Origin of the sequence: Curtobacterium poinsettiae, from assembly GCF_025677645.1 — a bacterium.
GTDB classification, from domain to species: Bacteria; Actinomycetota; Actinomycetes; order Actinomycetales; family Microbacteriaceae; genus Curtobacterium; species Curtobacterium poinsettiae_A.
This window is the reverse complement of the sequence record NZ_CP106879.1, coordinates 3,633,490-3,656,541: the sequence shown is the minus strand read 5'-3', so window position 1 is coordinate 3,656,541 and position 23,052 is coordinate 3,633,490. Positions and strand designations below refer to the sequence as shown.

Annotated in this window: 22 protein-coding genes; 16 read left to right on the top strand and 6 right to left on the bottom strand. The window is 71.6% G+C overall.

Annotated elements, in window-relative coordinates:
• The first annotated feature begins 257 nt into the window (after window positions 1-257).
• The 11 genes from OE229_RS17505 (at window position 258) to OE229_RS17455 (ending at window position 11,103) form a co-directional block, all read left to right on the top strand.
• Window positions 258-1,391, top strand: a complete 1,134-nt coding sequence (locus tag OE229_RS17505) for a hypothetical protein (protein ID WP_262139135.1) — start codon at window positions 258-260, stop codon at window positions 1,389-1,391.
• Complete coding sequence (locus OE229_RS17500) at window positions 1,382-2,233, top strand: tetratricopeptide repeat protein (RefSeq protein WP_262139134.1); 852 nt, start codon at window positions 1,382-1,384, stop codon at window positions 2,231-2,233. The genes OE229_RS17505 and OE229_RS17500 overlap by 10 nt, the downstream gene beginning before the upstream one ends.
• 13 nt (window positions 2,234-2,246) lie before the next feature.
• Entirely contained in the window at window positions 2,247-3,236 is a 990-nt protein-coding gene (locus OE229_RS17495) for an HAD-IIA family hydrolase (RefSeq protein WP_262139133.1), read from the top strand.
• A gap of 10 nt (window positions 3,237-3,246) precedes the next feature.
• Window positions 3,247-3,414, top strand: coding sequence for a hypothetical protein (locus OE229_RS17490; protein ID WP_182064902.1), 168 nt, complete (start codon window positions 3,247-3,249; stop codon window positions 3,412-3,414).
• Entirely contained in the window at window positions 3,407-4,240 is an 834-nt protein-coding gene (locus OE229_RS17485) for a TlyA family RNA methyltransferase (protein WP_262139131.1), read from the top strand. Before OE229_RS17490 ends, OE229_RS17485 begins: the two co-directional genes overlap by 8 nt.
• Window positions 4,237-5,160 (top strand): NAD kinase, encoded by a 924-nt coding sequence (locus OE229_RS17480; RefSeq protein ID WP_071245131.1) that lies wholly within the window; start codon window positions 4,237-4,239, stop codon window positions 5,158-5,160. Before OE229_RS17485 ends, OE229_RS17480 begins: the two co-directional genes overlap by 4 nt.
• Before the next feature lie 90 nt (window positions 5,161-5,250).
• Window positions 5,251-6,945, top strand: a complete 1,695-nt coding sequence (recN, locus tag OE229_RS17475; protein WP_262139130.1) for a DNA repair protein RecN — start codon at window positions 5,251-5,253, stop codon at window positions 6,943-6,945.
• 126 nt (window positions 6,946-7,071) lie between these two features.
• Window positions 7,072-8,787: a CTP synthase gene (locus OE229_RS17470; RefSeq protein WP_209135529.1), complete on the top strand. Its 1,716-nt coding sequence runs from the start codon at window positions 7,072-7,074 to the stop codon at window positions 8,785-8,787.
• A gap of 125 nt (window positions 8,788-8,912) precedes the next feature.
• Window positions 8,913-9,488, top strand: a complete 576-nt coding sequence (locus tag OE229_RS17465; protein ID WP_071245128.1) for an NUDIX domain-containing protein — start codon at window positions 8,913-8,915, stop codon at window positions 9,486-9,488.
• Window positions 9,485-10,084, top strand: coding sequence for a DUF1349 domain-containing protein (locus OE229_RS17460; RefSeq protein ID WP_209135533.1), 600 nt, complete (start codon window positions 9,485-9,487; stop codon window positions 10,082-10,084). Before OE229_RS17465 ends, OE229_RS17460 begins: the two co-directional genes overlap by 4 nt.
• A 38-nt stretch (window positions 10,085-10,122) precedes the next feature.
• Entirely contained in the window at window positions 10,123-11,103 is a 981-nt protein-coding gene (locus OE229_RS17455) for a site-specific tyrosine recombinase XerD (protein WP_262139126.1), read from the top strand.
• Between the two features lie 144 nt (window positions 11,104-11,247).
• Here OE229_RS17455 and OE229_RS17450 read toward each other — a convergent pair whose 3' ends face one another.
• Both OE229_RS17450 and OE229_RS17445 read right to left on the bottom strand, forming a co-directional pair.
• Entirely contained in the window at window positions 11,248-11,694 is a 447-nt protein-coding gene (locus OE229_RS17450) for a DUF2510 domain-containing protein (protein ID WP_262139125.1), read from the bottom strand.
• A gap of 109 nt (window positions 11,695-11,803) precedes the next feature.
• Window positions 11,804-12,841 (bottom strand): LLM class flavin-dependent oxidoreductase, encoded by a 1,038-nt coding sequence (locus OE229_RS17445; protein ID WP_262139123.1) that lies wholly within the window; start codon window positions 12,839-12,841, stop codon window positions 11,804-11,806.
• A 50-nt stretch (window positions 12,842-12,891) separates the two neighbouring features.
• On the opposite strand from OE229_RS17445, the gene OE229_RS17440 reads away from it, so the two are divergent.
• Window positions 12,892-13,224: a TraR/DksA family transcriptional regulator gene (locus tag OE229_RS17440; RefSeq protein WP_262139122.1), complete on the top strand. Its 333-nt coding sequence runs from the start codon at window positions 12,892-12,894 to the stop codon at window positions 13,222-13,224.
• Between the two features lie 130 nt (window positions 13,225-13,354).
• Complete coding sequence (locus tag OE229_RS17435; RefSeq protein WP_182064911.1) at window positions 13,355-13,804, top strand: TIGR02611 family protein; 450 nt, start codon at window positions 13,355-13,357, stop codon at window positions 13,802-13,804.
• Between the two features lie 10 nt (window positions 13,805-13,814).
• Here the strand turns inward: OE229_RS17435 and OE229_RS17430 are convergent, their stop codons facing one another.
• Window positions 13,815-15,071, bottom strand: coding sequence for an MFS transporter (locus tag OE229_RS17430; RefSeq protein ID WP_262139120.1), 1,257 nt, complete (start codon window positions 15,069-15,071; stop codon window positions 13,815-13,817).
• A 103-nt stretch (window positions 15,072-15,174) separates the two neighbouring features.
• Here OE229_RS17430 and OE229_RS17425 point away from each other — a divergent pair, with 103 nt between their 5' ends.
• Both OE229_RS17425 and OE229_RS17420 read left to right on the top strand, forming a co-directional pair.
• On the top strand, window positions 15,175-15,540 hold the full coding sequence (locus tag OE229_RS17425) for an ArsR/SmtB family transcription factor (protein ID WP_071245119.1): 366 nt from the start codon (window positions 15,175-15,177) through the stop codon (window positions 15,538-15,540).
• Window positions 15,537-17,141: a DUF7059 domain-containing protein gene (locus OE229_RS17420; protein ID WP_262139118.1), complete on the top strand. Its 1,605-nt coding sequence runs from the start codon at window positions 15,537-15,539 to the stop codon at window positions 17,139-17,141. Before OE229_RS17425 ends, OE229_RS17420 begins: the two co-directional genes overlap by 4 nt.
• 3 nt (window positions 17,142-17,144) lie before the next feature.
• Here OE229_RS17420 and OE229_RS17415 read toward each other — a convergent pair whose 3' ends face one another.
• The gene (locus OE229_RS17415) at window positions 17,145-18,008 is read right to left on the bottom strand and encodes an NAD-dependent epimerase/dehydratase family protein (RefSeq protein ID WP_071245140.1); all 864 of its coding nucleotides are present in this window, start codon (window positions 18,006-18,008) and stop codon (window positions 17,145-17,147) included.
• Window positions 18,009-18,121: 113 nt separating this feature from the next.
• Window positions 18,122-18,712: a TetR/AcrR family transcriptional regulator gene (locus OE229_RS17410; protein WP_209135543.1), complete on the bottom strand. Its 591-nt coding sequence runs from the start codon at window positions 18,710-18,712 to the stop codon at window positions 18,122-18,124.
• 175 nt (window positions 18,713-18,887) lie between these two features.
• On the opposite strand from OE229_RS17410, the gene OE229_RS17405 reads away from it, so the two are divergent.
• Window positions 18,888-21,368, top strand: a complete 2,481-nt coding sequence (locus OE229_RS17405; RefSeq protein WP_262139116.1) for a glycoside hydrolase family 3 protein — start codon at window positions 18,888-18,890, stop codon at window positions 21,366-21,368.
• A 502-nt stretch (window positions 21,369-21,870) separates the two neighbouring features.
• Here the strand turns inward: OE229_RS17405 and OE229_RS17400 are convergent.
• Window positions 21,871-22,884 (bottom strand): LLM class flavin-dependent oxidoreductase, encoded by a 1,014-nt coding sequence (locus OE229_RS17400; RefSeq protein ID WP_262139114.1) that lies wholly within the window; start codon window positions 22,882-22,884, stop codon window positions 21,871-21,873.
• Window positions 22,885-23,052: the final 168 nt, after the last annotated feature.

Here is a 23,052-nt window from a genome sequence, read left to right as displayed (position 1 = left end):
GAATGGCCATCGGCCCTCCATCGAGAATTCGCAGGGGAAACCCTCGTTCTCGGTCGGGGCCGGTGGCCATTTCTGTTTCTGGCGCCGTTCGCTCGACGCCGGCTTCGGTTCGTGATGGACTGGAAGCCGACGTCGGGCGACCGACGCGGCACCCAACACAACGACACAGCGGACGAACGCCCGAGGCACTGGACCGGGCACGCGATGAGGAGCAACGGTGGCGAACGACGACGATCAGCGGCGGAACGACAGGGACCGTGGAGATCGACCCCGACGGGACGGCGACCGGTTCCCACGTCGCGACGGCGCTCCGCGTCGGGACGGCCAGAGCGATGGCCGGTGGTCGTCCGGTCCCCGCGAGTTCGAGCGCCGCGAAGGCGACCGTCGTGATCGTCCGCAGGGTGGAGACCGTCCGTTCCGTGACGGCGCGCCTCGACGGGACAGCGCTCCGCGTCGCGACGGCGACCGTCCGTTCCGGTCCGGCGACCGCAACGACCGTCCGTCGTGGCAGGGTGACCGTGGAGACTCCGGTCGGCCGCCGCGCGGCGATGGTCCGCGCGGTGCCGATCGTCCGCGGCGCGATGGCGATCGTCCGTTCCGTGGCGGCTCCGATCGCCCGGCTCGTGACGGTGACCGTCCGTTCCGTGGTGGGAGCTCTGACCGTCCGCGTCGTGACGGTGACCGCCCGTTCCAGGGCGGCTCGGACCGTCCGCGCCGGGATGGCGATCGCCCGTACCGTGGCGGCTCCTCGGACCGTCCCGCTCGTGACGGCGACCGTCCGTTCCGTGGCGGCTCCTCGGACCGTCCGGCTCGTGATGGCGATCGCTCGTACCGTGGCGGCTCCTCGGACCGTCCGGCTCGTGATGGCGATCGCCCGTTCCGTGGCGGCTCCTCGGACCGTCCGGCTCGTGATGGCGATCGCTCGTACCGTGGCGGATCGTCGGACCGTCCGCGGCGTGATGGCGACCGTCCGTTCCGTGGTGGCTCTGACCGTCCGGCTCGTGACGGTGACCGTCCGTACCGTGGTGGTTCGGATCGTCCCGCCCGAGATGGCGACCGTCCGTACCGTGGTGGTTCGGACCGTCCCGCTCGTGACGGGGACCGCCCGTACCGTGGCGGATCGTCCGACCGCCCGGCCCGAGGTGGTTCCTCCGACCGTCCGTTCCGCGGCGGTTCGTCGGACCGCCCCGGTCGCGACGGCGGTGAGGAACGTCGCCGCTTCGGTGACGGGACACGTCACGCCGGCGCCCGGTTCGGAGAGGCCGCGCGCGACGACTGGGAAGACCGCGACCCCTACGGCACGAAGTCGATCCGTCCGCGCCACGACGACCCGGAGATCCCCGAGGAGATCCAGGCGCGCGACCTCGACCCTGCGGCCCGGATGGAGCTGAAGACCCTCAGCAAGGACAACGCCGACTGGGTCGCGCGTCACCTCGTGGCAGCGGCGCTCTTCGTCGACGACGACCCCGAGACGGCCAACCAGCACGCCCTGAGCGCTGCTCGTCGTGCCGGTCGTGTCGGTGTCGTCCGGGAGACGGCCGCGATCACCGCGTACCGCCTCGGCGACTTCGCCACCGCGCTCCGCGAGCTCCGCACCTACCGTCGGATCTCCGGTCGCAACGACCAGCTCCCGATGATGGTGGACTGCGAGCGTGGCCTGGGCCGTCCGGAGCGGGCACTGGAGCTCGGTCGCTCGGTCGAGCGCTCGGCCCTCGACACCCCGGTGCAGGTCGAGCTCGCGATCGCCATGTCCGGCGCTCGTCTCGACCTCGGGAACCCCACAGCCGCCCTCGGTGAGCTGGAGATTCCACAGCTCGACCCGTCCACCGCCTACACGTGGTCCCCGGCGCTCTACAGTGCTTACGCGGCCACGCTCGAGGAGCTCGGTCGACAGGACGAGGCCGACGAGTGGTGGGCCCGGGTGGACCGCGCGGCAGCGGCCCTCGCCGAAATCGCGGACGACAACGCTTGGGAGACAGTTGATGTGGTCGAGGAAACGCTCGAAGTCGAAGAACACGGAGACGCCGGAGACGACGCCGCCGATGGCCTCGGAGCCGACGACGTCGCGACCGACGAACTCGACGGCGACGACGAATCCGCCGAAGGCCGCGACGACGACATCGATGACGAACCCGCCCTCGACGATCTCGACGACGACACCTCCGCAGCCGACGAGCCCGGGGAGATCGACGACGACAACCCCCGCGACGTCGACGGCTCCGCAGCCGACTGAGCACTCGGCGACCTTGACCGACGGCGTCGACGTGGTCCTCACCGACCTCGACGGCGTCGTCTACCGGGGCCGCAACGCCATCCCGCACGCGGTGGAAGCCCTGACCCGGGCATCGCTGACGGCGCGGGTCGGCTACATCACGAACAACGCCTCCCGCCGCCCGATCGACGTCGCCGAGCACCTCGAGCGCTACGGGCTCGAGGTCTCCGAGGGTGACGTCGTCACCTCGTCGCAGGCCGGCGTCCAGCTGCTCGCGACCCTGGTACCGGCCGGATCGACCGTCCTGGTCACCGGCGGGCTCGGGCTGTCGAGCATCGTCGAGGCTGCCGGGTTCACGGTCACCTCGAGTGCCGAGGACTCCCCGGCCGCGGTGATCCAGGGCTTCTCGCCGGACCTCGGCTGGAAGGAACTGGCCGAGGCCTCGTTCGCCCTGGCCGACCCGGACGTGCCGTGGGTGGCCACGAACCTGGACTGGTCGATCCCGGTCGAGCGGGGCATCGCGCCCGGCAACGGCACGCTCGTGTCCGCCGTGCACCAAGCGGTCGGCCGGATGCCCGTGGTCGCCGGCAAGCCCGAGCGGCCGATCTTCGACACGGCGGTCGCGCGCTTCGGCGGCGGTCGGACCCTGTTCATCGGGGACCGGTTGGACACCGACATCAAGGGTGCGAACGACGTCGGGATCCCGAGCGTGCTCGTGCTCACCGGCATCGACAAGGCCAAGCAGGTGCTCGCGGCCGACCAGCGCTCACGTCCCACCTACGTGCTCGAAGACCTCCGGGGGCTGGCCCAGCCGTACCCGGCGACGGTGCGGCGCGAGGACGAGGACGGCACCCGGTACGTGAGCGTCGGTACCTCGACGGTGGCGATGCGCGGGCACGTCGTCCGGGTGCTCGACGCCGGGACCGACATCGATCGGCTCCGTGCCGGCGCGACGCTCATCTGGGAGTCCGGGTTGGCCATCTACGGCCTCGACGTGGACCCGCAGCTGTACGGCGGCGAGTAGCGTGTCGGACGTGCCGAACCCCGAGCAGCCGTCCGCCGATCCCGAGCAGCAGGGCGCCTTCGCCGCGCGCACCGCCGAGGCCGAGGCTCTGCCGCTCGCCGACCGTGCCGACGCCTTCTCCTCCCTGCACGACGAGCTGCGGACGCGGCTCGAGAGCGGCGGCTCCGCGAGTGCCTGAGCCGGACGGAGCCGTGCACGACGCGACCCCGGTCCGCCTCGACGCCCTCCTCGCTGCACGCGGGCTCGCACGGTCGCGCACCGTCGCCAGCAAGCTGATCCAGGACGGCCGGGTGCTCGTGGGCGGCCGTGCCGTCCTGAAGCCGTCGACGCCGATCGCATCCGACGCGGACATCGAGGTCGACGCCGCGGACGAGTGGGTCTCGCGTGCGGCCCGGAAGCTCGTCGGCGCACTCGATGCGTTCGACGTCGACCCCGAGGACCGGGTCGTGCTCGACGTGGGCGCGAGCACCGGCGGGTTCACCCAGGTGCTGCTCGCACGCGGCGCGCGCCGTGTCATCGCGCTCGACGTCGGCCACGGACAGCTGCACCCCACCATCGCGCTCGACGATCGCGTCGCCGTGGTCGAGGGGACGAACGCGCGGAACCTCACGCGCGCCGACTACCTGGCGCTCGACGGCGCCGCCGGCGAGACGAGCCTGGTGGTGGGGGACCTGTCCTTCATCTCGCTCCGACTCGTGCTGCCGGCGCTGGCCGAAGCCGTCCCCGCGGACGAGTTCGTGCTCCTGGTGAAGCCCCAGTTCGAAGTGGGTCGTGGCGGTGTGCGGGAGGGCATCGTGCACGACGCCGGGCTCCGGAACGACGCGCTCATGAACGTGCTGTGGGCGGCGTGGGACCTGGGCCTCGGCACCAGTGGGCTCGCCGCGTCCCCGATCGTCGGGACACACGGCAACCACGAGTACCTGGCCCGCTTCCAGCGCGGTGTCGGGGGCAATCCGACAGAATGGAGAGTCCGGGCGACCGAACTCACGGAAGGGTCTTCATGAGTGACGAACGGCACATCCTGCTCGTGTCCCACACGGGTCGCCGTGACTCGATCGACGCTGCGGTCGAGGTCTGCGACCTCCTGCACGCGGCCGGTCTCACGCCCGTCATGCCCTTCGACGAGTACGCCGACATCCGTCGCGCCGAAGCGTCGGTCGGCAAGGTCGACATCCTCGGCGTCGACGTCCAGCCGAACCAGCTCGAGATCGTCATCGTGCTCGGTGGCGACGGCACGATCCTCCGCGCGGCCGAACTCGTGCGGAACACCGGCGCTCCACTGATCGGGGTGAACCTCGGGCACGTCGGGTTCCTGGCCGAGAGCGAGCGCGACGGTCTGTCCGAGACGGTCGAGCGTGCGCTGTCCGGCGAGTACAACGTCGAGGAACGCGTCACCCTGCAGGTCGACGTGGTCGTGGGCAACCAGATCGTCTACTCGAGCTGGGCGCTGAACGAGGCCACGATCGAGAAGGCTTCGCGGGAACGGATGCTCGAGGTCGTGACCGAGGTTGACGGCCGCCCGCTGTCGTCCTTCGGCTGCGACGGCGTGGTCGTGTCGACCCCGACCGGCTCCACGGCGTACTCGTTCTCCGGCGGTGGCCCCATCGTGTGGCCGGACGTCGACGCGCTGCTCATGGTGCCGCTGAGCGCCCATGCTCTGTTCGCCCGTCCGATCGTCGTCGGGCCGGACTGCACGCTCGCGATCGAGGTCCTGCGGCGCACGAGCGGCGTCGGTGTCCTGTGGTGCGACGGTCGACGGACCCACGACCTGCCCCCGGGCGCCCGTGTCGAGGTCCGGCGTTCGCCGGACCCGGTGCGTGTCGCCCGACTGAAGGACGCCCCGTTCACCGACCGCCTGGTCGCGAAGTTCCAGCTGCCCGTCGCCGGGTGGCGCGGCCCCCAGAGCGACGAGGACGACCGATGAGCCCGGAGGACGACCGATGATCGCCGTGGAAGGGCGCAGCATCGCATCCGCCGGGTCAGCTGTGGCGCAGGGAACGACGGAGGACGACCGATGATCGAGGAGATCGCGATCCGCGACCTCGGCGTCATCGGCGAGACCACGCTCGAACTCGGGCCGGGCTTCACCGTCGTCACCGGGGAGACCGGTGCGGGCAAGACCATGATCGTCACCGCGCTCGGACTGCTGCTCGGTGCGCGGGCCGATGCCGGTTCGGTGCGCCGCGGTGCGTCGAGCGCCGTCGTCGAAGGCCGCTGGCACGTCCCGGAGCAGGACGCCGTCGCCGAACGCGTCGAGGACGCCGGCGGCACCGTGGAGGACGGCGAACTCATCCTCACCCGCACGGTCTCCGCCGAGGGGCGCAGCCGTGCCACGGTGGGTGGTCGCAGTGCGCCCGTGGCGGTGCTCGGCGAGCTCGCCGACCAGCTCGTGACCGTGCACGGGCAGTCGGACCAGATCCGCCTGACCTCGGCCACCGCGCAGCGGGCTGCCCTCGACGGGTTCGGGGGAGCCTCGCTCGAGAAGGCCCTCGCCCGGTACGTCGCCGCGTACGACGCCTGGCAGCAGCACGCCGGTGAACTCGAGGTGCTGGTCCGGGACCGGGACGACCGGGTCGCCGAGGCCGAGCGGATCCGCGCGGCCTCCGACGAGATCGAGGCCGCCGACCCGCAGCCCGGTGAGGACGTCGAGCTGGCCGAACGCGCCGAACGCCTGGGGAACCTCGAGGAGCTCCGGTTGTCCGCGGCCCTGGCGCACGAGGCGTTGTCCAGCGAGTCCCTCGACGGCGTCTCCGACGTCGTCGGCCTGGTCGAGTCCGCACGCCGTGCCGTGGAGCGTGTGGTGTCGTCCGACAGCGCCCTGCAGCCGGTGCTCGAGCAGCTCACGGAGCTCGGGATCCAGGCGGCCGAGGCCTCGGCGAGCATCTCGAGCTACCTCGGTTCCCTGGAACCCGAGGCGGGGCACGACCTCGAGCTCATCAACGAACGTCGTGCCCTGTTGGCAGGCCTCACCCGCAAGTACGGCGAGACGGTGGACGACGTCATCGCCTACGGGCAGCGCGCGAGCGACCGGCTGCTCGAGCTCGACGGCGACGACGACCGGATCGCGGCGTTGCAGCAGTCGGTCGAGCAGGACGAGCAGGCGCTCGAGACGGCCGCGGCCGCGCTCACGACGGCGCGCACCAAGGTGGCCGTCGACCTGGCGAAGCGCGTGACCGCTGAGCTGAAGACCCTCGCGATGGGTGGTGCGACCCTGGTGGTCGAGGTCACCGACGCCAGCGAGTACCGCCGCCACGGCCGCGACCAGGTGACGATCCTGCTCCAGCCGCACTCAGGCACCGACCCCCGGCCGATCGGCAAGGGGGCGTCCGGCGGTGAGCTGTCGCGCGTGATGCTCGCGATCGAGGTCGTCATGGCCGGCAGCACCACGGTGCCGACGTTCGTCTTCGACGAGGTCGACGCCGGTGTCGGTGGGGCGGCGGCCATCGAGATCGGCCGACGGCTGGCGAAGCTCGCAGAGCGCACGCAGGTCATCGTCGTCACGCACCTGGCCCAGGTCGCGGCCTTCGCGAACAACCACCTCAACGTCGTGAAGGACGCCAGCGGTGCCGTGACCTCGTCGAGCGTGCGCCGGCTCGAGGGCGAGGACCGTCTGCAGGAGATGGCACGGCTGCTCTCCGGACTCGGCGACAGCGCCAGCGGCATCGAGCACGCCCGCGAGCTGCTCGACGTGGCCGGCCAGCGAGCCTGACGATCGGGCAGGCGGGCACTGTCCGCCGACCCGGCCACGGTCCGAGGACCCGGCCACCCGCCCGCGCAACGCCCACGGCGAACCGAGGTCGCGCCTCCCGGCAGTTCTGACGTACGATGGAATCCCGTGGCGGACACTCTCAGCGGCGGTACCAATTCTTCGAACTCGACCCCGAAGGTGACGAAGCAGATCTTCGTGACCGGCGGGGTCGTCTCGTCTCTCGGCAAGGGCCTGACGGCGGCCAGCCTCGGCAACCTGCTCACGGCTCGCGGCCTCAAGGTCGTCATGCAGAAGCTCGACCCGTACCTCAACGTGGACCCGGGCACCATGAACCCGTTCCAGCACGGCGAGGTCTTCGTGACCGACGACGGTGCGGAGACGGACCTCGACATCGGGCACTACGAGCGCTTCCTCGACATCAACCTGTCGCAGGCCGCGAACGTCACGACCGGTCAGGTGTACTCGACGGTGATCGCCAAGGAGCGTCGCGGCGAGTACCTCGGCGACACGGTGCAGGTCATCCCGCACATCACCGACGAGATCAAGCGCCGGATGCGCGAGCAGGCGCAGAACGACCCGCAGCCCGACGTCATCATCACCGAGGTCGGTGGCACCGTCGGCGACATCGAGTCGCAGCCGTTCATCGAGTCCGCCCGTCAGGTGCGGCACGAGCTCGGCCGCAACAACGTGTTCTTCGTGCACGTCTCGCTGGTGCCGTTCATGAACGCCTCGGGTGAGCAGAAGACCAAGCCGACGCAGCACTCCGTCGCCGCGCTCCGCTCGATCGGCATCCAGCCCGACGCGCTCGTGCTGCGCAGCGACCGTCCGGTGTCGGAGTCGAACAAGCGCAAGATCGCGCTGATGTGCGACGTCGACGAGGACGCCGTGGTGAACGCGGTGGACGTCCCCTCGATCTACGACCTGCCGACGCTGCTGAACAACCAGGGCCTCGACCAGGTCATCGTCGAGGCGCTCAAGCTCGACGCCGGTCCGGTCGACTGGACCGCGTGGACCCCGGTGCTGAAGGCCGTGCACGAGCCGAAGAAGGACGTCACGATCGCCCTGGTCGGCAAGTACATCGACCTGCCGGACGCCTACCTGTCCGTCACCGAGGCACTCCGTGCGGGTGGCTTCGCCCACGACGCCAAGGTGACGCTGAAGTGGGTCGTGTCGGACGACTGCACCACGCCCGAGGGCGCGGCGAAGCAGCTCGGCGACGTCGACGGCATCTGCATCCCCGGCGGGTTCGGCGTGCGCGGCATCGAGGGCAAGCTCGGCGCGCTGCAGTTCGCGCGTGAGCAGGGCATCCCGACGCTCGGCCTGTGCCTCGGCCTGCAGTGCATGGTCATCGAGTACGCCCGCCACGAGGTCGGTCTGACCGACGCGTCGAGCACCGAGTTCGACCCGGAGACCTCGACCCCGGTCATCGCGACGATGGCGGAGCAGGTCGACATCATCGCCGGTGGCGACCTGGGTGGCACGATGCGCCTGGGCCTGTACCCGGCGTCGTTCACGCAAGGGTCGCTGGCGGCGGAGCTGTACGGGGCTCCCGAGGCCTCCGAGCGGCACCGTCACCGCTACGAGGTGAACAATAAGTACCGCGAGCAGATCGCGGACGCCGGCCTCGTCTTCTCGGGCACGTCGCCCGACGGCACGCTGGTGGAGTACGTCGAGCTCCCGCGCGACGTGCACCCGTTCTACATCGCCACCCAGGCGCACCCGGAGCTCCGCTCGCGCCCGACCGATGCGCACCCGCTGTTCGCGGGACTCGTCGCGGCCGCGATCGAGCGCCACGAGGCGTCCAGCCTGTTCGACCCGCAGACCGAGGAGCAGGTCGCGTAACGCGAGTGGTCTCTGACCGGAGGCGCGGTGCCAGCTGGCACCGCGCCTCCGGTCCGTCCAGGGGTCGCGTGCACGGAACCTGGTGCCGATGGGGGCGTCAGGGGCGCGCGTGCTTGGATGGAGCCGTGACAGACGCACCGATCGCTGACGAGTCCGCCTCCTTCGAGGTCACCGAATCCACCGTCGTGTACGAGGGCGCCGTCTGGGACGTGCGCCGCGACACCGTCGCGTACAACGGCGACTCGATGGTCCGCGAGTACATCGACCACACCGGTGCCGTCGCCGTGTACGCGGAGGACGACGAGGGCCGCGTCCTGGTCATCCAGCAGTACCGTCACCCGGTGCGGCTGCGCGACTGGGAGCTGCCCGCGGGCCTGCTCGACATGGAGGGCGAGGACCACCTGACGGCCGCGAAGCGCGAGCTGGGCGAGGAGGCCGACCTCGAGGCCGACACGTGGGAGCCCCTGGTCCGGTACAACACGTCCTCGGGCGGCAGCGACGAGTTCATCCAAATCTACCGGGCGCGCGGCGTTCGGTCGACCGAGTCCGCGTTCGAGCGCGAGGCCGAAGAGGCCGACATCGTGACGCGCTGGGTCCCGCGGGCGGAGCTGCTCGAGGGAATCCTGGGCGGTCGGCTCAACAACTCGGCCCTCGTCGTCGCGACGCTCGCCGTCGAGGCCATCGAACAGCGCGGCAAGTGAGCGGGTCCTTGGGCGACGGTCTGCGCGAGCTGGTCGCCACGGGGACGTGGACGCACGACCCGGAGGCCGCCGAGTTCGACGGCGACGTGTTCCGCGTCACCGCGGTCGAGGGCAGCGACGCCTGGCGGACCACCTCGTACGGCTTCGTGCACGACTCCGAGCACGCGCTGCTGCAGCCGACGGACGGGCCGTTCTCGGTCGAGGCGTCGTTCGTGCTCGACTACACCGAGCAGTTCGACCAGGCCGGGGTGTTCCTGCGCGTCGACGAACAGACCTGGATCAAGGCCGGCGTGGAGTTCTCGGACGGAACCCCGCAGCTCGGCGCCGTGGTGACGCGTGGGTTCTCGGACTGGTCGGTGTCGCCCGTACCGGAGTGGGCGGGCCGGGTGGTGACCGTCCGCGCGAGCCGCGATGGTGACGCCGTGACGATCCGGGCGTGGGTCGAGGGTGACGAGTCCCGCTTGGTGCGGGTCGCGTACCTCGACCCGGACGCCGTCGTGTCCGCGGGGCTGCTGTGCGCCGGGCCGACGCGGGCCGGGCTGACCGTGACGTTCACCGGGTTCCGCGTGGGCACGCCGGACGAGGCGTTGCACTGACGGGTGAGTGGGCCCGCGCCGGTTAGCCTGCTGAGGTGATGCCCCTCGACCGTGCCGCGGAGACGTACCTGCGGCACGTCGCGATCGAGCGGGGACTCTCGCAGCACACGTTGTCCGCGTACCGGCGGGACCTCGCGGTGTTCACGTCGTGGTTGGCGGACGCTCCGGTCGTCGAGTCGGACGGTGCAGACCGGGCCGGGGGGTCCTCGGTGCTGCAGGACGTGGCACGGTTGGCACGGGCGGACGTCTCGGGGTTCGTGACACACCTGGCCACCCGACCGGAAGGTCCGCTGGCACCGCGGTCGATCGCGCGGATGCTCAGCTCGGTGCGCTCGTTCACCGCCTTCGCCGCTCGGGAGGGCTGGCTGCCGCTCGACCCCGGCACCGCCGTCCGGCCGCCGAAGGCCCCGATGCGGCTGCCGAAGGCGATCCCCGTCGAGGACATGGAACGGCTGCTCGGGGCGGTGTCCGTCGACGCCGACGACCCCGTCCAGCTGCGGGACAAGGCCCTGCTCGAGCTGCTCTACGCCACCGGTGCGCGCATCTCCGAGGCGGTGGGACTGTCGGTCGACGACGTGACGACGCTGTCGGACGCCGACGGCGAGCTCTCGGTCGTGAAGGTCACGGGCAAGGGCAACAAGCAGCGGATCGTGCCGCTCGGCAGCTTCGCCCGGGCCGCGATCGACGCGTACCTGGTGCGCGCACGGCCGGTGTTCGCGGCACGAGGGCCGTCGACCCCGGCGCTGTTCCTCGGCGCCCGTGGAGCGCGGCTGTCGCGGCAGAGTGCCTGGCTCGTGATCCAGGCCGCCGCTGCTGCCGCCGACCTGGAGGCGCACGTGTCACCGCACACGTTCCGGCACTCGTTCGCGACGCACCTGCTCGAGGGCGGTGCCGATGTGCGCGTGGTGCAGGAGTTGCTCGGGCACGCGAGTGTCGCCACGACGCAGATCTACACGATGGTCACGGCGGACATGCTGCGGGACGTGTACCAGACGGCGCACCCGCGGGCGCGGCGGTAGGCGGACAGCGCGGGCCGTGCGGGTGCATGGGCCGTGCGGGACGGGCGCGCTTCGTGAGCAGAAATGGTCGGGTCGCGCCGTCCCACTCGACCATTTCTGCTCACGAAGCGCCGTGGACCGCCGCGGTAGGCGGGCCCTGCGAGCTCAGAACAGGTGCAACTGGGCCGACGCGGCGATGACCGTCGTCGTCACCGCGACGACGAGGGCGCTCGCCGAAGCGCTCCGCGCCAGGACAGCCCAGGCGCCGACGGCTCCGGGACGGACGATGCCGACGACGCCGCACGCCACGGCGAGCAGCCCCGCCAGGCCCCAGGGGTTCGCGATGACCGAGACCACCGCGAGCAGCACGGCGAGCACCGTGAACACGCAGAGCCGACGGTCGCCGGCGGTGCCCGACGCCCACGCGTCCGTCCGGATCGCAGCGGTCTGCACCGAGAACGACGGCCCCGCCGGAACGACGACGATCGGCGTGACCGGTTCCGCAGCGGCCGCGGGGACCCGCGTGGCTGCGCCCCAGGTGCGACCGTCCCACCAGCGCAGACGACGGGCGTCCTGCGGGTCCGGGAACCAGCCTGCGGCCGGCAGCGTCACGGTTGCTCCTCGAGGTGCGGGGTGGATCGACGCTCCCGAGCCTAGGAGCGCGGTCGGTCTCGCCCCAGTCCCCAGCCGGGTGTCAGCACAAGGGGGGACCACGATGGGGTCAGGCGGGGACCGGCTCCGCGTCGACCTCGGTGAACACGTCCTTCACGGCGGCGAGCAGCCGAGCGTTGAAGTCCACACCGAGCTGGTTCGGCACGGTGACGAGCACGGTGTCGGCAGCACGGACGGCCTGGTCGGCCGCGAGCTCCGCGACGAGCTGCTCGGGTTCACCGATGTAGGACCGGCCGAACCGGGCCAGCCCGCCGTCGAGGTGCCCGACCTGGTCCTGCCCCTCGACCTGTGCGCGGACGCCGAAGTAGTGGCGGGACTCGTCGTCGATGATCGGGATGATGCTGCGCGAGACCGAGACGCGCGGTTCGCGGTCCCAGCCGGACTCGGACCACACCCGGCGGAAGCGCTCGATCTGCTCGGCCTGCAGCTGGTCGAAGGGCACGCCGGTGTCCTCGGTCAGCAGGGTCGAGGACATCAGGTTCATGCCCTGCTCGGCGGTCCACTCGGCGGTGGCGCGGGTGCCGGCGCCCCACCAGATACGGTCGCCGAGCGAGTCCGACAGCGGGGAGATCGGCAGGGACCCGACCGAACCGGTCATCTGCGGGTTGGCGTTGGCCATCGGCTCGCCGACGATCGCACGGCGGAACACGTTCGTGTGCGCACGGGCCATGTCGCCGCCGTTCTCGTCAGCGGCATCGGGCACGTAGCCGAACTGCTGGTAGCCGGCGAGGGCGGTCTCGGGTGATCCCCGCGAGACACCGAGCTGCAGTCGCCCGCCGGAGATGAGGTCGGTCGCCGCGGCTTCTTCCGCCATGTAGAGCGGGTTCTCGTAGCGCATGTCGATGACGCCGGTCCCGATCTCGATCCGGCTGGTCTTCGCGGCGATGGCGGAGAGCAGCGGGAACGGTGCAGCCTGCTGCGGCGCGAAGTGGTGCACGCGGAAGTAGGCGCCGTCAACGCCGGCTTCCTCGGCTGCGACCGCGAGGTCGATCGCCTGCACCAGGGCCTCCCGCCCGCTGCGCACCTTCGACCCCGGCACGTCACGCCAGTGTCCGAACGACAGGAACCCGATCTTCGTCATGTCCATGCGAACGCATCCGGAGGCGGGGCCATTCCGTCGCGACTACCGTGGCCGGGATGGAGGACCCCCGCCCAGCACTCGAGGCCGAACGCGCCCGCAACGAACGGCTGCTGCTCGAGGTCGAGCGGAGCATGCGTGACGTCAGCGACGCCCGGCAGGACGCCAACTCCGACGACGAGCACGACCCCGAGGGCGCGACCCTGGCCTGGGAGCGCGGCTCGCTCGGTGCGGTCCGCGACGGCGCCCGGCTGCGGGTCCGTCAGGTGGACGCCGCGCTCGCGCGACTCGACGACGGCACCTACGGCCGCTGCACGGTCGGCGGTGAGCCGATCCCGGAGGCCCGCCTGACCGCCGTCCCGTGGGCGGCGACGTGCGTCGCGCACGCCTGAGGGGCACGCGACCGGTGCCGCCTGACGGTCTGGAGGCACGGTGTGGCCCCGCCACGCGCCTCCCGGCACGCGCACCGTGCGTCCACCCCGTGCGCCGCTGATTCCCAGCCGCGCACCCTACGTTTTCGGCATGGACGGCGACCCGAACGACCGACCCGGCGAAGCCCGGGCCGATGGCGCGCCCCGCCAGCGCTTCCAGTGGTTCCACCGTCTGCGCGCCTGGATCCACGCGCGGCCGCACGTCCACCTGTTCTACAAGGTGCTGGTCGGTCTGGTGGGTGGGCTGGTCGTCATCATCGGGCTGATCCTGGTGCCGCTGCCGGGCCCGGGGTGGCTCGTGGTGTTCATCGGCCTCACGGTGCTGGCGAGCGAGTTCCACTTCTTCCACAAGATCATCACGTGGCTCAAGGCGCAGCTGCACCGCTTCTGGGACTGGGCCAAGCGGCACGGGCCGAAGCGTCTGCGCGATGCGGCGGACCGGGGCAAGGCCGACGTCGACGCTGCGCACACCGGTGCGGCGCGGACGGTCGGGGTGCGTGCGCGGGCTCGCGGTACGAACTCGGCGCGACCGGGCCACTAGCGCGGCGGCACTAGTCGGCGGAGGCGACCCGGATCGAGCCGGTTGCGGTGCGCTCGATGACCTCGGCGGCGCGTTCCTCGACCTCGGCGGCGTCCTTCGACGACAGCTGCAGTACGAGGGCGACGACCGCGGCGAGCACGATGAAGCCGCCGTACCCGGCGATGACCGGGACGAGGCCGACCGAGGGCTCGAGCAGGCCTCCGATGACCGATGGCACCCCGAACGCCAGGTAGCTGACGACGTAGATCGTGGAGAGCAGCCCGGCGCGGTGGGTCGGGGCGGCGGTGGCGAGCAGCATCCGCAGCGGCGCCTGGAACCCGGCACCGAAGCCGACACCGGCGATCGCGCTGCCGACGACCATGCCCGGCAGGGAGTGTGCGAACACGAACGACACGGTGACGATCGGGCCGAGCACGAGCGCGACGAGTCCGAGCAGGACCGCGCGACGGGTGTCCATCCGCTGGATCGCCAGGCCGGTCAGGGCGCCGACGCCGGTGACCACGGCGATGAGCGCACCGGCGGCGAAGTGGTTCGTGATGCCGAACACCGCGCCGAGCGCCGAGGGGACGAGCGACAGGAACATGCCGCCGAGGGCCCAGCTGGCGACGAGCGAACCGGCGACGCCGCGGAACAGCCGGCGTGAGGACCGCGGCACGCTGATCGTCGGCCGCAGGGAGCGGACCGCGCCGGGGCGGCGCTGCACCTGCTCAGGGACGACGAACAGCGCGAGCACCAGCAGCACGAGGAGTGCTCCGAACAACAGGTAGACGAGCTGCTCCGGCGCCGGACCCCACTGCACCAGCGCGCCGCTCGACATCGCGCCGGTGGCCAGGGCGATCGGCGGGATGACGCCGTTCAGCACGCCGGCCATGGTGGGGTGGCGTTCGAGGGAGTTGTCGATGAGGGCCGCGCCGAGGGCCCCGATGAGCAGCCCGACCGAGACGCCCTGCACGATCCGGTCGACGATGAGCGCGACGACCCCGTCCGCCATCGCGAACAGGCCGAGCGACAGTGCGACGCCCAGGCCGCCGACGACCAGCACGGGCTTGCGGCCGACGTGGTCGGACAGGCGACCCGCGACGAGCAGGCTCGCGAGCAGGCCGGCGACGTAGATGGCGAAGACCCCGGTGAGCATGAGCGGGGTGAGGTGCCACTCGGCCGCGTAGACCGGGTAGATGGGCGACGGGACGGCCGATGACGCGACCGAGACCAGGAGCATCGCCGCCAGGATCCAGAACCCGGCGACCGAACGAGCTGACTGGTGCATGCGCACCCCTTTCCGTCTCCGTGCAGTACGACTGCATTCGTACCGCACTTGAACAGTACGACGCAAGTCGTACAGCGAGCCGAACGGTGGTAGCGTCCCGTCCATGCCCGCGCACGTCGATGCTCCTGAACGGCTGCCGCAGCCGTCCGTGGCCGAGATGGACCTCCCCGTCGTGATGGACGCCCTGAGCGACCCGATCCGACTCGCGATCCTGCACCGCTACCTGGTCGACGCGGCCGGGGGCGAGCGCAGCTGCGGCTGGGTCGGCATCGACCGGCCGAAGTCCACGCTGACCCACCACTTCCGGGTCCTGCGCGAGGCCGGTCTGCTCGAGCAGCACCTGGAGGGCCTGACCCGCGTCAGTCGCGTCCGCGTCGAGGACGTGCAGCAGCGGTTCCCCGGGCTCCTCGACCTGGTGCTCGACTGGCAGGTCCCCGCGGCCCTGCTGCGCGAGGGGATCGCCTCGTGAGCGACGGTGCAACCGCCGGCGTGGACACTGTGCACACGCTGCCGTCGATCGTCGCGGACCCCGCCGTCACCACGGCGCTCGCCGCGGACCTGACAGCGGCCGGCTTCACCGTCGACCGGCTCGACTCCCTGTGGGGCGCCGAGGCCGCCGCATCGCTGCACCGCGGTTCGCGGGTCGCCGCGCTCCGTGCGCTCGCCGCCCGCGAGACCACGCCGCTCGGCACCCTGGCGACGCTGTTCGTGCTCGGCCTGCCGGTGGCGCGCGCCGAGGCCGCTGTGGCGTTCCCGACCGCCGGGCTCGACGCCGTCATCGCCGCGGGCCTGCTGCGCAGTGGAGGCGAAGGCGACGGCAACGGCGACGGCGCCGACGCGCTCGTCCACCCCACCGTCGACCTGCGCCCCTACGCCTTCGTCGACGACCTCGGCGCCGGCAGCTGGTGGATCGTCTCCGACCTCGGCGAGCTCGCCCTCGGGCACGCGATCAGCGAGGAACACGTCCTCGGCATCGGCGGCGCCACCACGACGCTGAGCGGCCTGCAGGTGCCCGTGCCGGTCGAGCGGGTGCTCGACCTCGGTACCGGCTGCGGCATCCAGGCGATGCACGCACGGCGGTTCGCCGACCACGTGGTCGCCACCGACATCTCGCGCCGTGCCCTCGACATCGCCCGGTTCAACGCCCAGCTGAACGGCATCGGCGGCATCGACTTCCGGTTCGGCTCACTGTTCGAGCCGGTGGCGGGGGAGCGCTTCGACCGGATCGTCTCGAACCCGCCCTTCGTCATCACACCCCGTCGCGAGGGCGTCCCGTCCTACGAGTACCGCGACGGCGGCATGGTCGGCGACGCCCTGGTCCAGACGGTGCTCCGCGGCCTGTCCGACCACCTGGAGCCCGGTGGGACCGCGCAGCTCCTCGGCAACTGGGAGTACCACTGGGGTGTCGACGGCCTGGACCGCGTACGCGCCTGGTTCGCCGACACCGACCTCGACGTCTGGGTGATCGAGCGCGAGCGGCAGGACCCGACGTCCTACGCGGAGACCTGGATCCGCGACGGCGGGACGAAGCCCGGCACGGCCGAGTTCGACACCCTGATGGGCGCCTGGCTCGACGACTTCGCGGACCGTCGCGTCACCGGCGTCGGCTTCGGCTACGTCGTGGTGCGTCGACCCCTGCCTGGAGGCACGTCCGGCCTCCGCCGGTTCGAGCGCGTCCCCGAGACGCTCGGCTCCAACCCCGCGGGGCTCGGCGCGACGGTCGCCCGCGTCCTCGACGCGGCCGCTTGGCTCGCCGCGCACGACGACGCCGCGCTCGCCGCCGCCCACCTGTCGGTGGCCGGTGACGTCACCGAGGAGCGGTACTACTGGCCGGGGAACGACGACCCCACCGTGATGACCCTGGTGCAGGGCGGTGGGCTCGGGCGCCGGGTGGACGCGGACACCGCACTCGCGGCGTTCGTGGGCGCGTGTGACGGCGACCTGTCCGTCGCAGCGATCATCGGCGCGCTCGCGCAGATCACCGGCGTGGACGAGCAGGCGCTCGCCGCCGACCTGCTGCCGGCGGCGCGCGACCTGGTGCTCGACGGGCTGCTCGTCCCCGCCGCCTGACGATCAGGCGCGGTGGTCGCGCCAGCTGTGTTCGGGCGTGTAGCCGAGGAGTTCGCGGGCCTTCTCCGACGACAGCAGCGAGCTGACACCGTCGATGTCCGCACGGCGCTCGATGTCCGGCACGAAGCGCTCGACGAGCTCGATGGTCGGGGTGTCCATCACCGTGTCGGGGCTGGCGATGACGAACGCCTCGAACCCGGTGAGGTCGGCCTCGAGTGCCCGGCGGACGGCCTGGGCCCCGTCGCGGGAGTCGATGTACGACCACAGGTTGAACGTCTTCGCCTCGGGGGTGGCGTCCCACGGGAACGCCGGGTAGTCGGTCTCGTCCATCACGTTCGAGAAGCGCAGGCCGATCATCTTCAGCTCCGGGTCCCAGCGGGTGAAGTGGCGGGCCATCTCCTCCTCGACCGCCTTGCCGAGGGAGTACGACGACTGCGGGCGGACGGCGAACTCCTCGTCGACCGGCAGGTAGGGCGGGTGGTGCTCGCCCATCGGGATGCCGAGCAGGGTCTCGCTCGACGCCCACACGACGTTCTTGATCTTCGCGGCACGAGCGGCGTGGAAGACGTTGATCGACGAGGTCACGTTGTTCGTGATGAGGGCCACATCGGGCACCTGCCCCGGGGCCGGCACCGCCGCGAGGTGCACGACGGCGTCGACGTGGTCGTACCGGTCGTCGATGCCGAGCAGGGCGTTCAGGACCTGGCCGTGGTCGGTCAGGTCGATCCGCACGAACGGGACACGCTCGGGCTTGTCGGGGGAGGGGACGCGGTCGAGCAGGACCACGTCGTACCCGTGCGCATCGAGGTCGCGCACCACCGCTCGTCCGAGCTTGCCGCTGCCACCGGTCACCACTACACGCGTCATCGCGTCACTCCACATCGTCGTCGGAACACACCCTGGCGGGCACCGACCATCCTGCCCCGCCGCACCTGACGCGACCAGGCCCTGTCCGTACCCCGGAGCGTCGGGGGCGGTGGTCAGGCGGTGGGGGTGACCTGGGCGATCGCGAGGCGGGCGACGAGTTCGACGTGCTCGGCCATGTCGCGGGTGGGGTCGAAGAGCCACTGGATCTGCATGCCGTCGGACACCGCGAGCAGCACGCTCGTGAGTTCGTCGGGGTCGATGTCGGTGCGCAGCCGACCGTCCTGCTGCATGGTCCGGAAATCCGCGGACAGGTCGCGGCGGCTGCGCTCGTAGCGCTCGCGGAAGTACTCGTGCGCCGGGTGTTCGGCGTCGGTGGCGGCCGCGGCGGACAGGTTGACGAACATCTGCACGAGCCCGGGGACCTCGGCGTTGTGCCGCACGATCGCGGCGAGCAGGGCTGCCGGGTCCGCGGCCTGCCAGTCGTGCGCGAGGTCGAGCTCGTCGCGGCGGCGGAGGATCTCGACCCAGAGCTCGTCCTTCGAGTCGAAGTAGTGCAGCAGGCCGGCCTGGGTCAGCCCCACGGCGTCGGCGATGTCCTTGATGCTCGTCCGCCGGAAGCCCTGCGACGCCACGAGGTCCAGCGCGACCGTGAGGATCTCCTCGCGCTTCGCGATGCCCTTTGCGTACGAACCCCGTCGTGCCATGGCCAGACTGTACCGCCCACAGGAGACCCAAAAAACCAAGCAACGGTTGGTTTTGGGTGGTACGGTGCAGGAGCTGCCAGCGCGGGCGGCGAACCCGGTGGATGGTGGGTGTGGGCGACGAGGGCCCGGCCGTCCAGGCGGCGCCCCGCGGCCCTGAACGAGAGGACCGACCACCGTGACCACCGTGAACGACGCGAGCACCGCCTCCAGTCCGTCGACGCCGCTGACCGAGCGCATCGATGCGCTCCTCGGCCAGCTGACCACCGACGAGAAGGTGCAGCTGCTCACCGGACGTGACTTCTGGACCACCTGGCCCATCGAGAAGATCGGGCTGCGCCGGATCCTGATGTCGGACGGCCCTTCGGGGGTGCGCGGCGAGGTGTGGGACGAGCGCGACCCGTCCCTGAACCTGCCGTCGGCGACGGCGCTGAGCGCCTCGTGGGACCGCGCGATCGCGAAGCGCTACGGCGCCGCCGCCGCGGTGGAGGCCCGCCGCAAGGGCGTCGACGTCGTGCTCGGCCCGACCATCAACCTGCACCGGTCCCCGCTCGGGGGCCGGCACTTCGAGGCGTTCAGCGAGGACCCGCTGCTCACCGGCGACCTGGCCGCGTCGTACGTCGACGGCGTGCAGGAGAACGGTGTCGCCGCGACCCCGAAGCACTACATCGCGAACGACTACGAGACCGACCGCTTCACCGCGTCGACCGAGGTGTCGGACCGCGCGCTGCGCGAGCTGTACCTGCTGGCGTTCGAGAAGGCCGTGACCGAGGCGCACGCCTGGGCGATCATGTCCTCGTACAACGCGATCAACGGCGTCACGGCGTCGGAGAACGACCTGCTCGAGACCCCGCTCAACTCGGAGTGGGGCTTCGACGGCATCGTCGTGTCCGACTGGACCGGGGTGCGGTCGGTGGACTCGGCGAAGGCGTCGCAGGACGTCGCGATGCCCGGGCCGAACCCGTGGTGGAGCGAAGGCCCGCTGCTCGCCGCAGTGCAGTCCGGCGAGGTGCCGATGGCGGCGATCGACCGCAAGGTCCGCCGGATCCTGACCCTGGCAGCCCGCGTCGGCGCGCTCGAGGGCTTCGAGCCCGTCGCCGCGTCACCGGTGCACGTCGAGGACGGCATCGCGTTCGTGCGCGAGGCCGAGGCCGAGGGCACCGTCCTGGTCCGCAACACCGGTGTCCTGCCGCTCGACGCTCCCGCCGTGTCGCGCATCGCGGTGATCGGGCACAACGCCGACCAGGCCCGCACGCAGGGCGGGGGCTCGGCCACGGTCGTGCCGTCGCGGGTCGTGTCACCGCTGGACGGCATCCGTTCGGCGTTCCCGGGCGCGAGCGTGGACCACGCGATCGGCGCCGTCGTGCAGGAGGGCATCGCGGAGTTCCCGCTGTCCACCATCACGAACCCCGGCACCGGGGAGCCCGGAGCCCGGGTCGCCTTCGTCAAGGACGGCGAGGAGCTGTTCGTCGAGGACCGCCGCGCGACCGCGCTGTTCTGGTTCGGCGGCGACGCCCCGACCCGTGAAGCCGACCGGCTCGACATCACCACCACGTACACGGCGGAGTCGACCGGGACCGTGCGGTTCGGTATCGGCGCGGCCGGACGGTCACGCATGTGGATCGACGGCGAACTGCTGCTCGACGAGGACGTGCCGTTCGAGGGCGACCAGCTCGGCGCCGCGTTCCTCAACCCGCCGGCGCGGTCGGTGCCGGTGTCGGTGACCACCGGCCAGCAGGTCGCGATCCGCATCGAGTACGACATCGTGCAGGACGAGACGCTCGGCGGGGTGCTGGCGTACCAGTTCGGCACCGAGCCGTCGGACGACGACCCCGCCGTGCTCATCGAGGCCGCGGTGGACGCCGCCCGTGGTGCAGACGTCGCCGTCGTCGTGGTCGGCACGAACTCCAAGGTCGAGTCCGAGGGCTACGACCGTTCCTCGCTGGCACTCCCCGGCCACCAGGACGACCTGGTGCGCGCGGTCGCCGCGGCGAACCCGAACACGGTCGTCGTCGTGAACGCCGGGTCACCGGTCGAGATGCCGTGGCGGAACGACGTTGCCGCGGTGCTGCTGACCTGGTTCGGCGGGCAGGAGTACGGCAACGCGCTGGCCGACGTGCTGATCGGGGCACAGGAGCCCGGCGGCCGACTGCCCACCACGTGGCCCGTCGCGATGGCCGACGTCCCGGTGCTCGACGTCACCCCGGTCGACGGGAAGGTCGCCTACGACGAGGGTGTCCACGTCGGCTACCGGGCCTGGCTGCGAGCCGGCACGGAGCCGGCGTACCCGTTCGGACACGGCCTCGGCTACACGACGTGGTCGATCGATGGCGTGTCCTCGACCCCGACCGTGCGCGAGGGTGACGCCGTCATCGTCACGGCGACCGTCGCGAACACGGGCGACCGTGCCGGCAAGCACGTCGTGCAGGTCTACGCATCCCGTGCGGAGTCGGCGGTGGACCGCCCGGTGCGCTGGCTGGTCGGCTTCGCCCCGGTCCGGCTCGCCGCGGGCGCCTCGACGGAGGTCTCGATCGAGGTCCCGGCGCGAGCCTTCGCCCACTGGGACGGCTCGTGGCAGTACGAGTCGGGGACCTTCACGCTGCACGTCGGCGCCTCGGCCGTCGACGACGCCGGAACCGCGTCCCTCGAACTGGAGTGACGAAGTCGTCCGGTTTCCGCGCAGCTCCCGGCTCCGTTCAGTAACATCTACGTGCGCGAGTCGGCTGGTTACCGTCCGCGCACGCACCGACTACGGGGTCGCTGGGTGAGCGACTCGGTCTCCTGATCCGGCCGTTGTTGCCCTGGCCTCCCCGGTGCGTCCCAGAATGCGTCCCCGCGTCCGCGCGGGGACGCATTCGTCGTTCCGGCCGCGATGCGAACCTGCTCGGGCACTTCGTCCCGGTTCGGAAAAACGAGTGACACTTGGTCAACTTCATACGTCCCGGGTGCGCGGATCGGTGTGACAAACCGCTTGGTAGGTGGAACGATGAGTGCACCATCTCGTGTGGATCAGGGACGAGATGGTCATCCGGCCGGGGCTCTCGAGCCTCACCAACTCGATCTGAGCCCTGCCGGATGCCCTTGACTCTCGTGGTGGTGCAGCGGCGGTGTCGCGGGCGTCCGGCTCGGGGCACCGGTTGTCAGGCCCGCAGCGCCGGCCCTCAGGCGCGCAGCGCCGGGGCGATCTCCTCGGCCACGATGCGCAGGATCCGCTCGTGCGCCGCACGGTCGCCGTTCGCCGGCAGGGTGATGACGAGCTCGTCGGTGGCGGTGACCGCCGGGTCGGCGAGCAGGGCGTCGACGATGGCCGCTGGTTCGCCGGACAGGACCTTGCTGAACCGGAACGGCGGGGTGCCCGAGAGCGGCCGGCCCTCGTCGTCCATGCCCGAGGCGTAACCGGTCAGGAACTCCTCGTGCACGGCGCGGTCGTGGTCGTCGAGGAGCGGTACCACGATCCGGCCCACGGCGACCTTGGACTCGCGCTCCGGGTGCAGCTCGGCGAACCGCTCGCGGTAGGCGGCGATCTGGTCGGCCTGCGCCTGCGCGAACGGCGCGCCGGTGTCCTCGGTGTTCAGGGTCGAGCAGTGCAGCAGGAGGCCCTTCTCGGCGGTGCGGACCGCCGTGCCCATGCTGCCGCCACCCCACCAGACGCGGTCGCGCAGGCCAGGGCTGAGCGGCTGCAGGGTCAGGTCGGCCCCGGCGGGGATGCTCTCGTAGCCCTTGCCGGCACTGCCGAGGGGCTCGCCCTGCAGTACCTCGAGCAGCCGTGCGGCGCGGGCCTCGGCCTCGTCGCGGAAACTGCGGTCGACCGTGCCGAACACCGGGTCGAGGATCGGGCCGTACCCGGCGATGCCCGTGCTGATGCCGAGCTGCACCCGGCCACCGCTGAGCAGGTCGACCGTGCTGGCGTCCTCGGCCAGGCGCACCGGGTCTTCGTACCGCATGCCGAGCACGGCGGTGCCGAACGCGATGGTGCTGGTGCGCTGGGCGGCGGCGGCGAAGAAGGTCATCGGGCTCGTCAGGTACGGCTCGAAGTGCCGTCCGCGCACCCAGCCCGTCCCGTACCCGAGCGACTCGGCGGTCTCGAACAGGCGCAGGCCGTCCTCCAGGGCGCTGGCGGCGCCGTCGGTGCCGCCGTGGTTCGGGACGAAGGAGAGGAAGCCGAGTTCGCGCATGTCGCGAGTCTATGCGCACGTATCGAAACCCGCCTGGGTCGGCGACGGGGCGGACGGGAGGCCCGTGGCGGCGCCGCCACGGGCCTCCCCCCACCGGCACGGCCGGTCCGCCGCTGGCGCGTCGGACCGGAACCGGCGGCGTGGGCCCGGTCCGGCACATGCGCACCT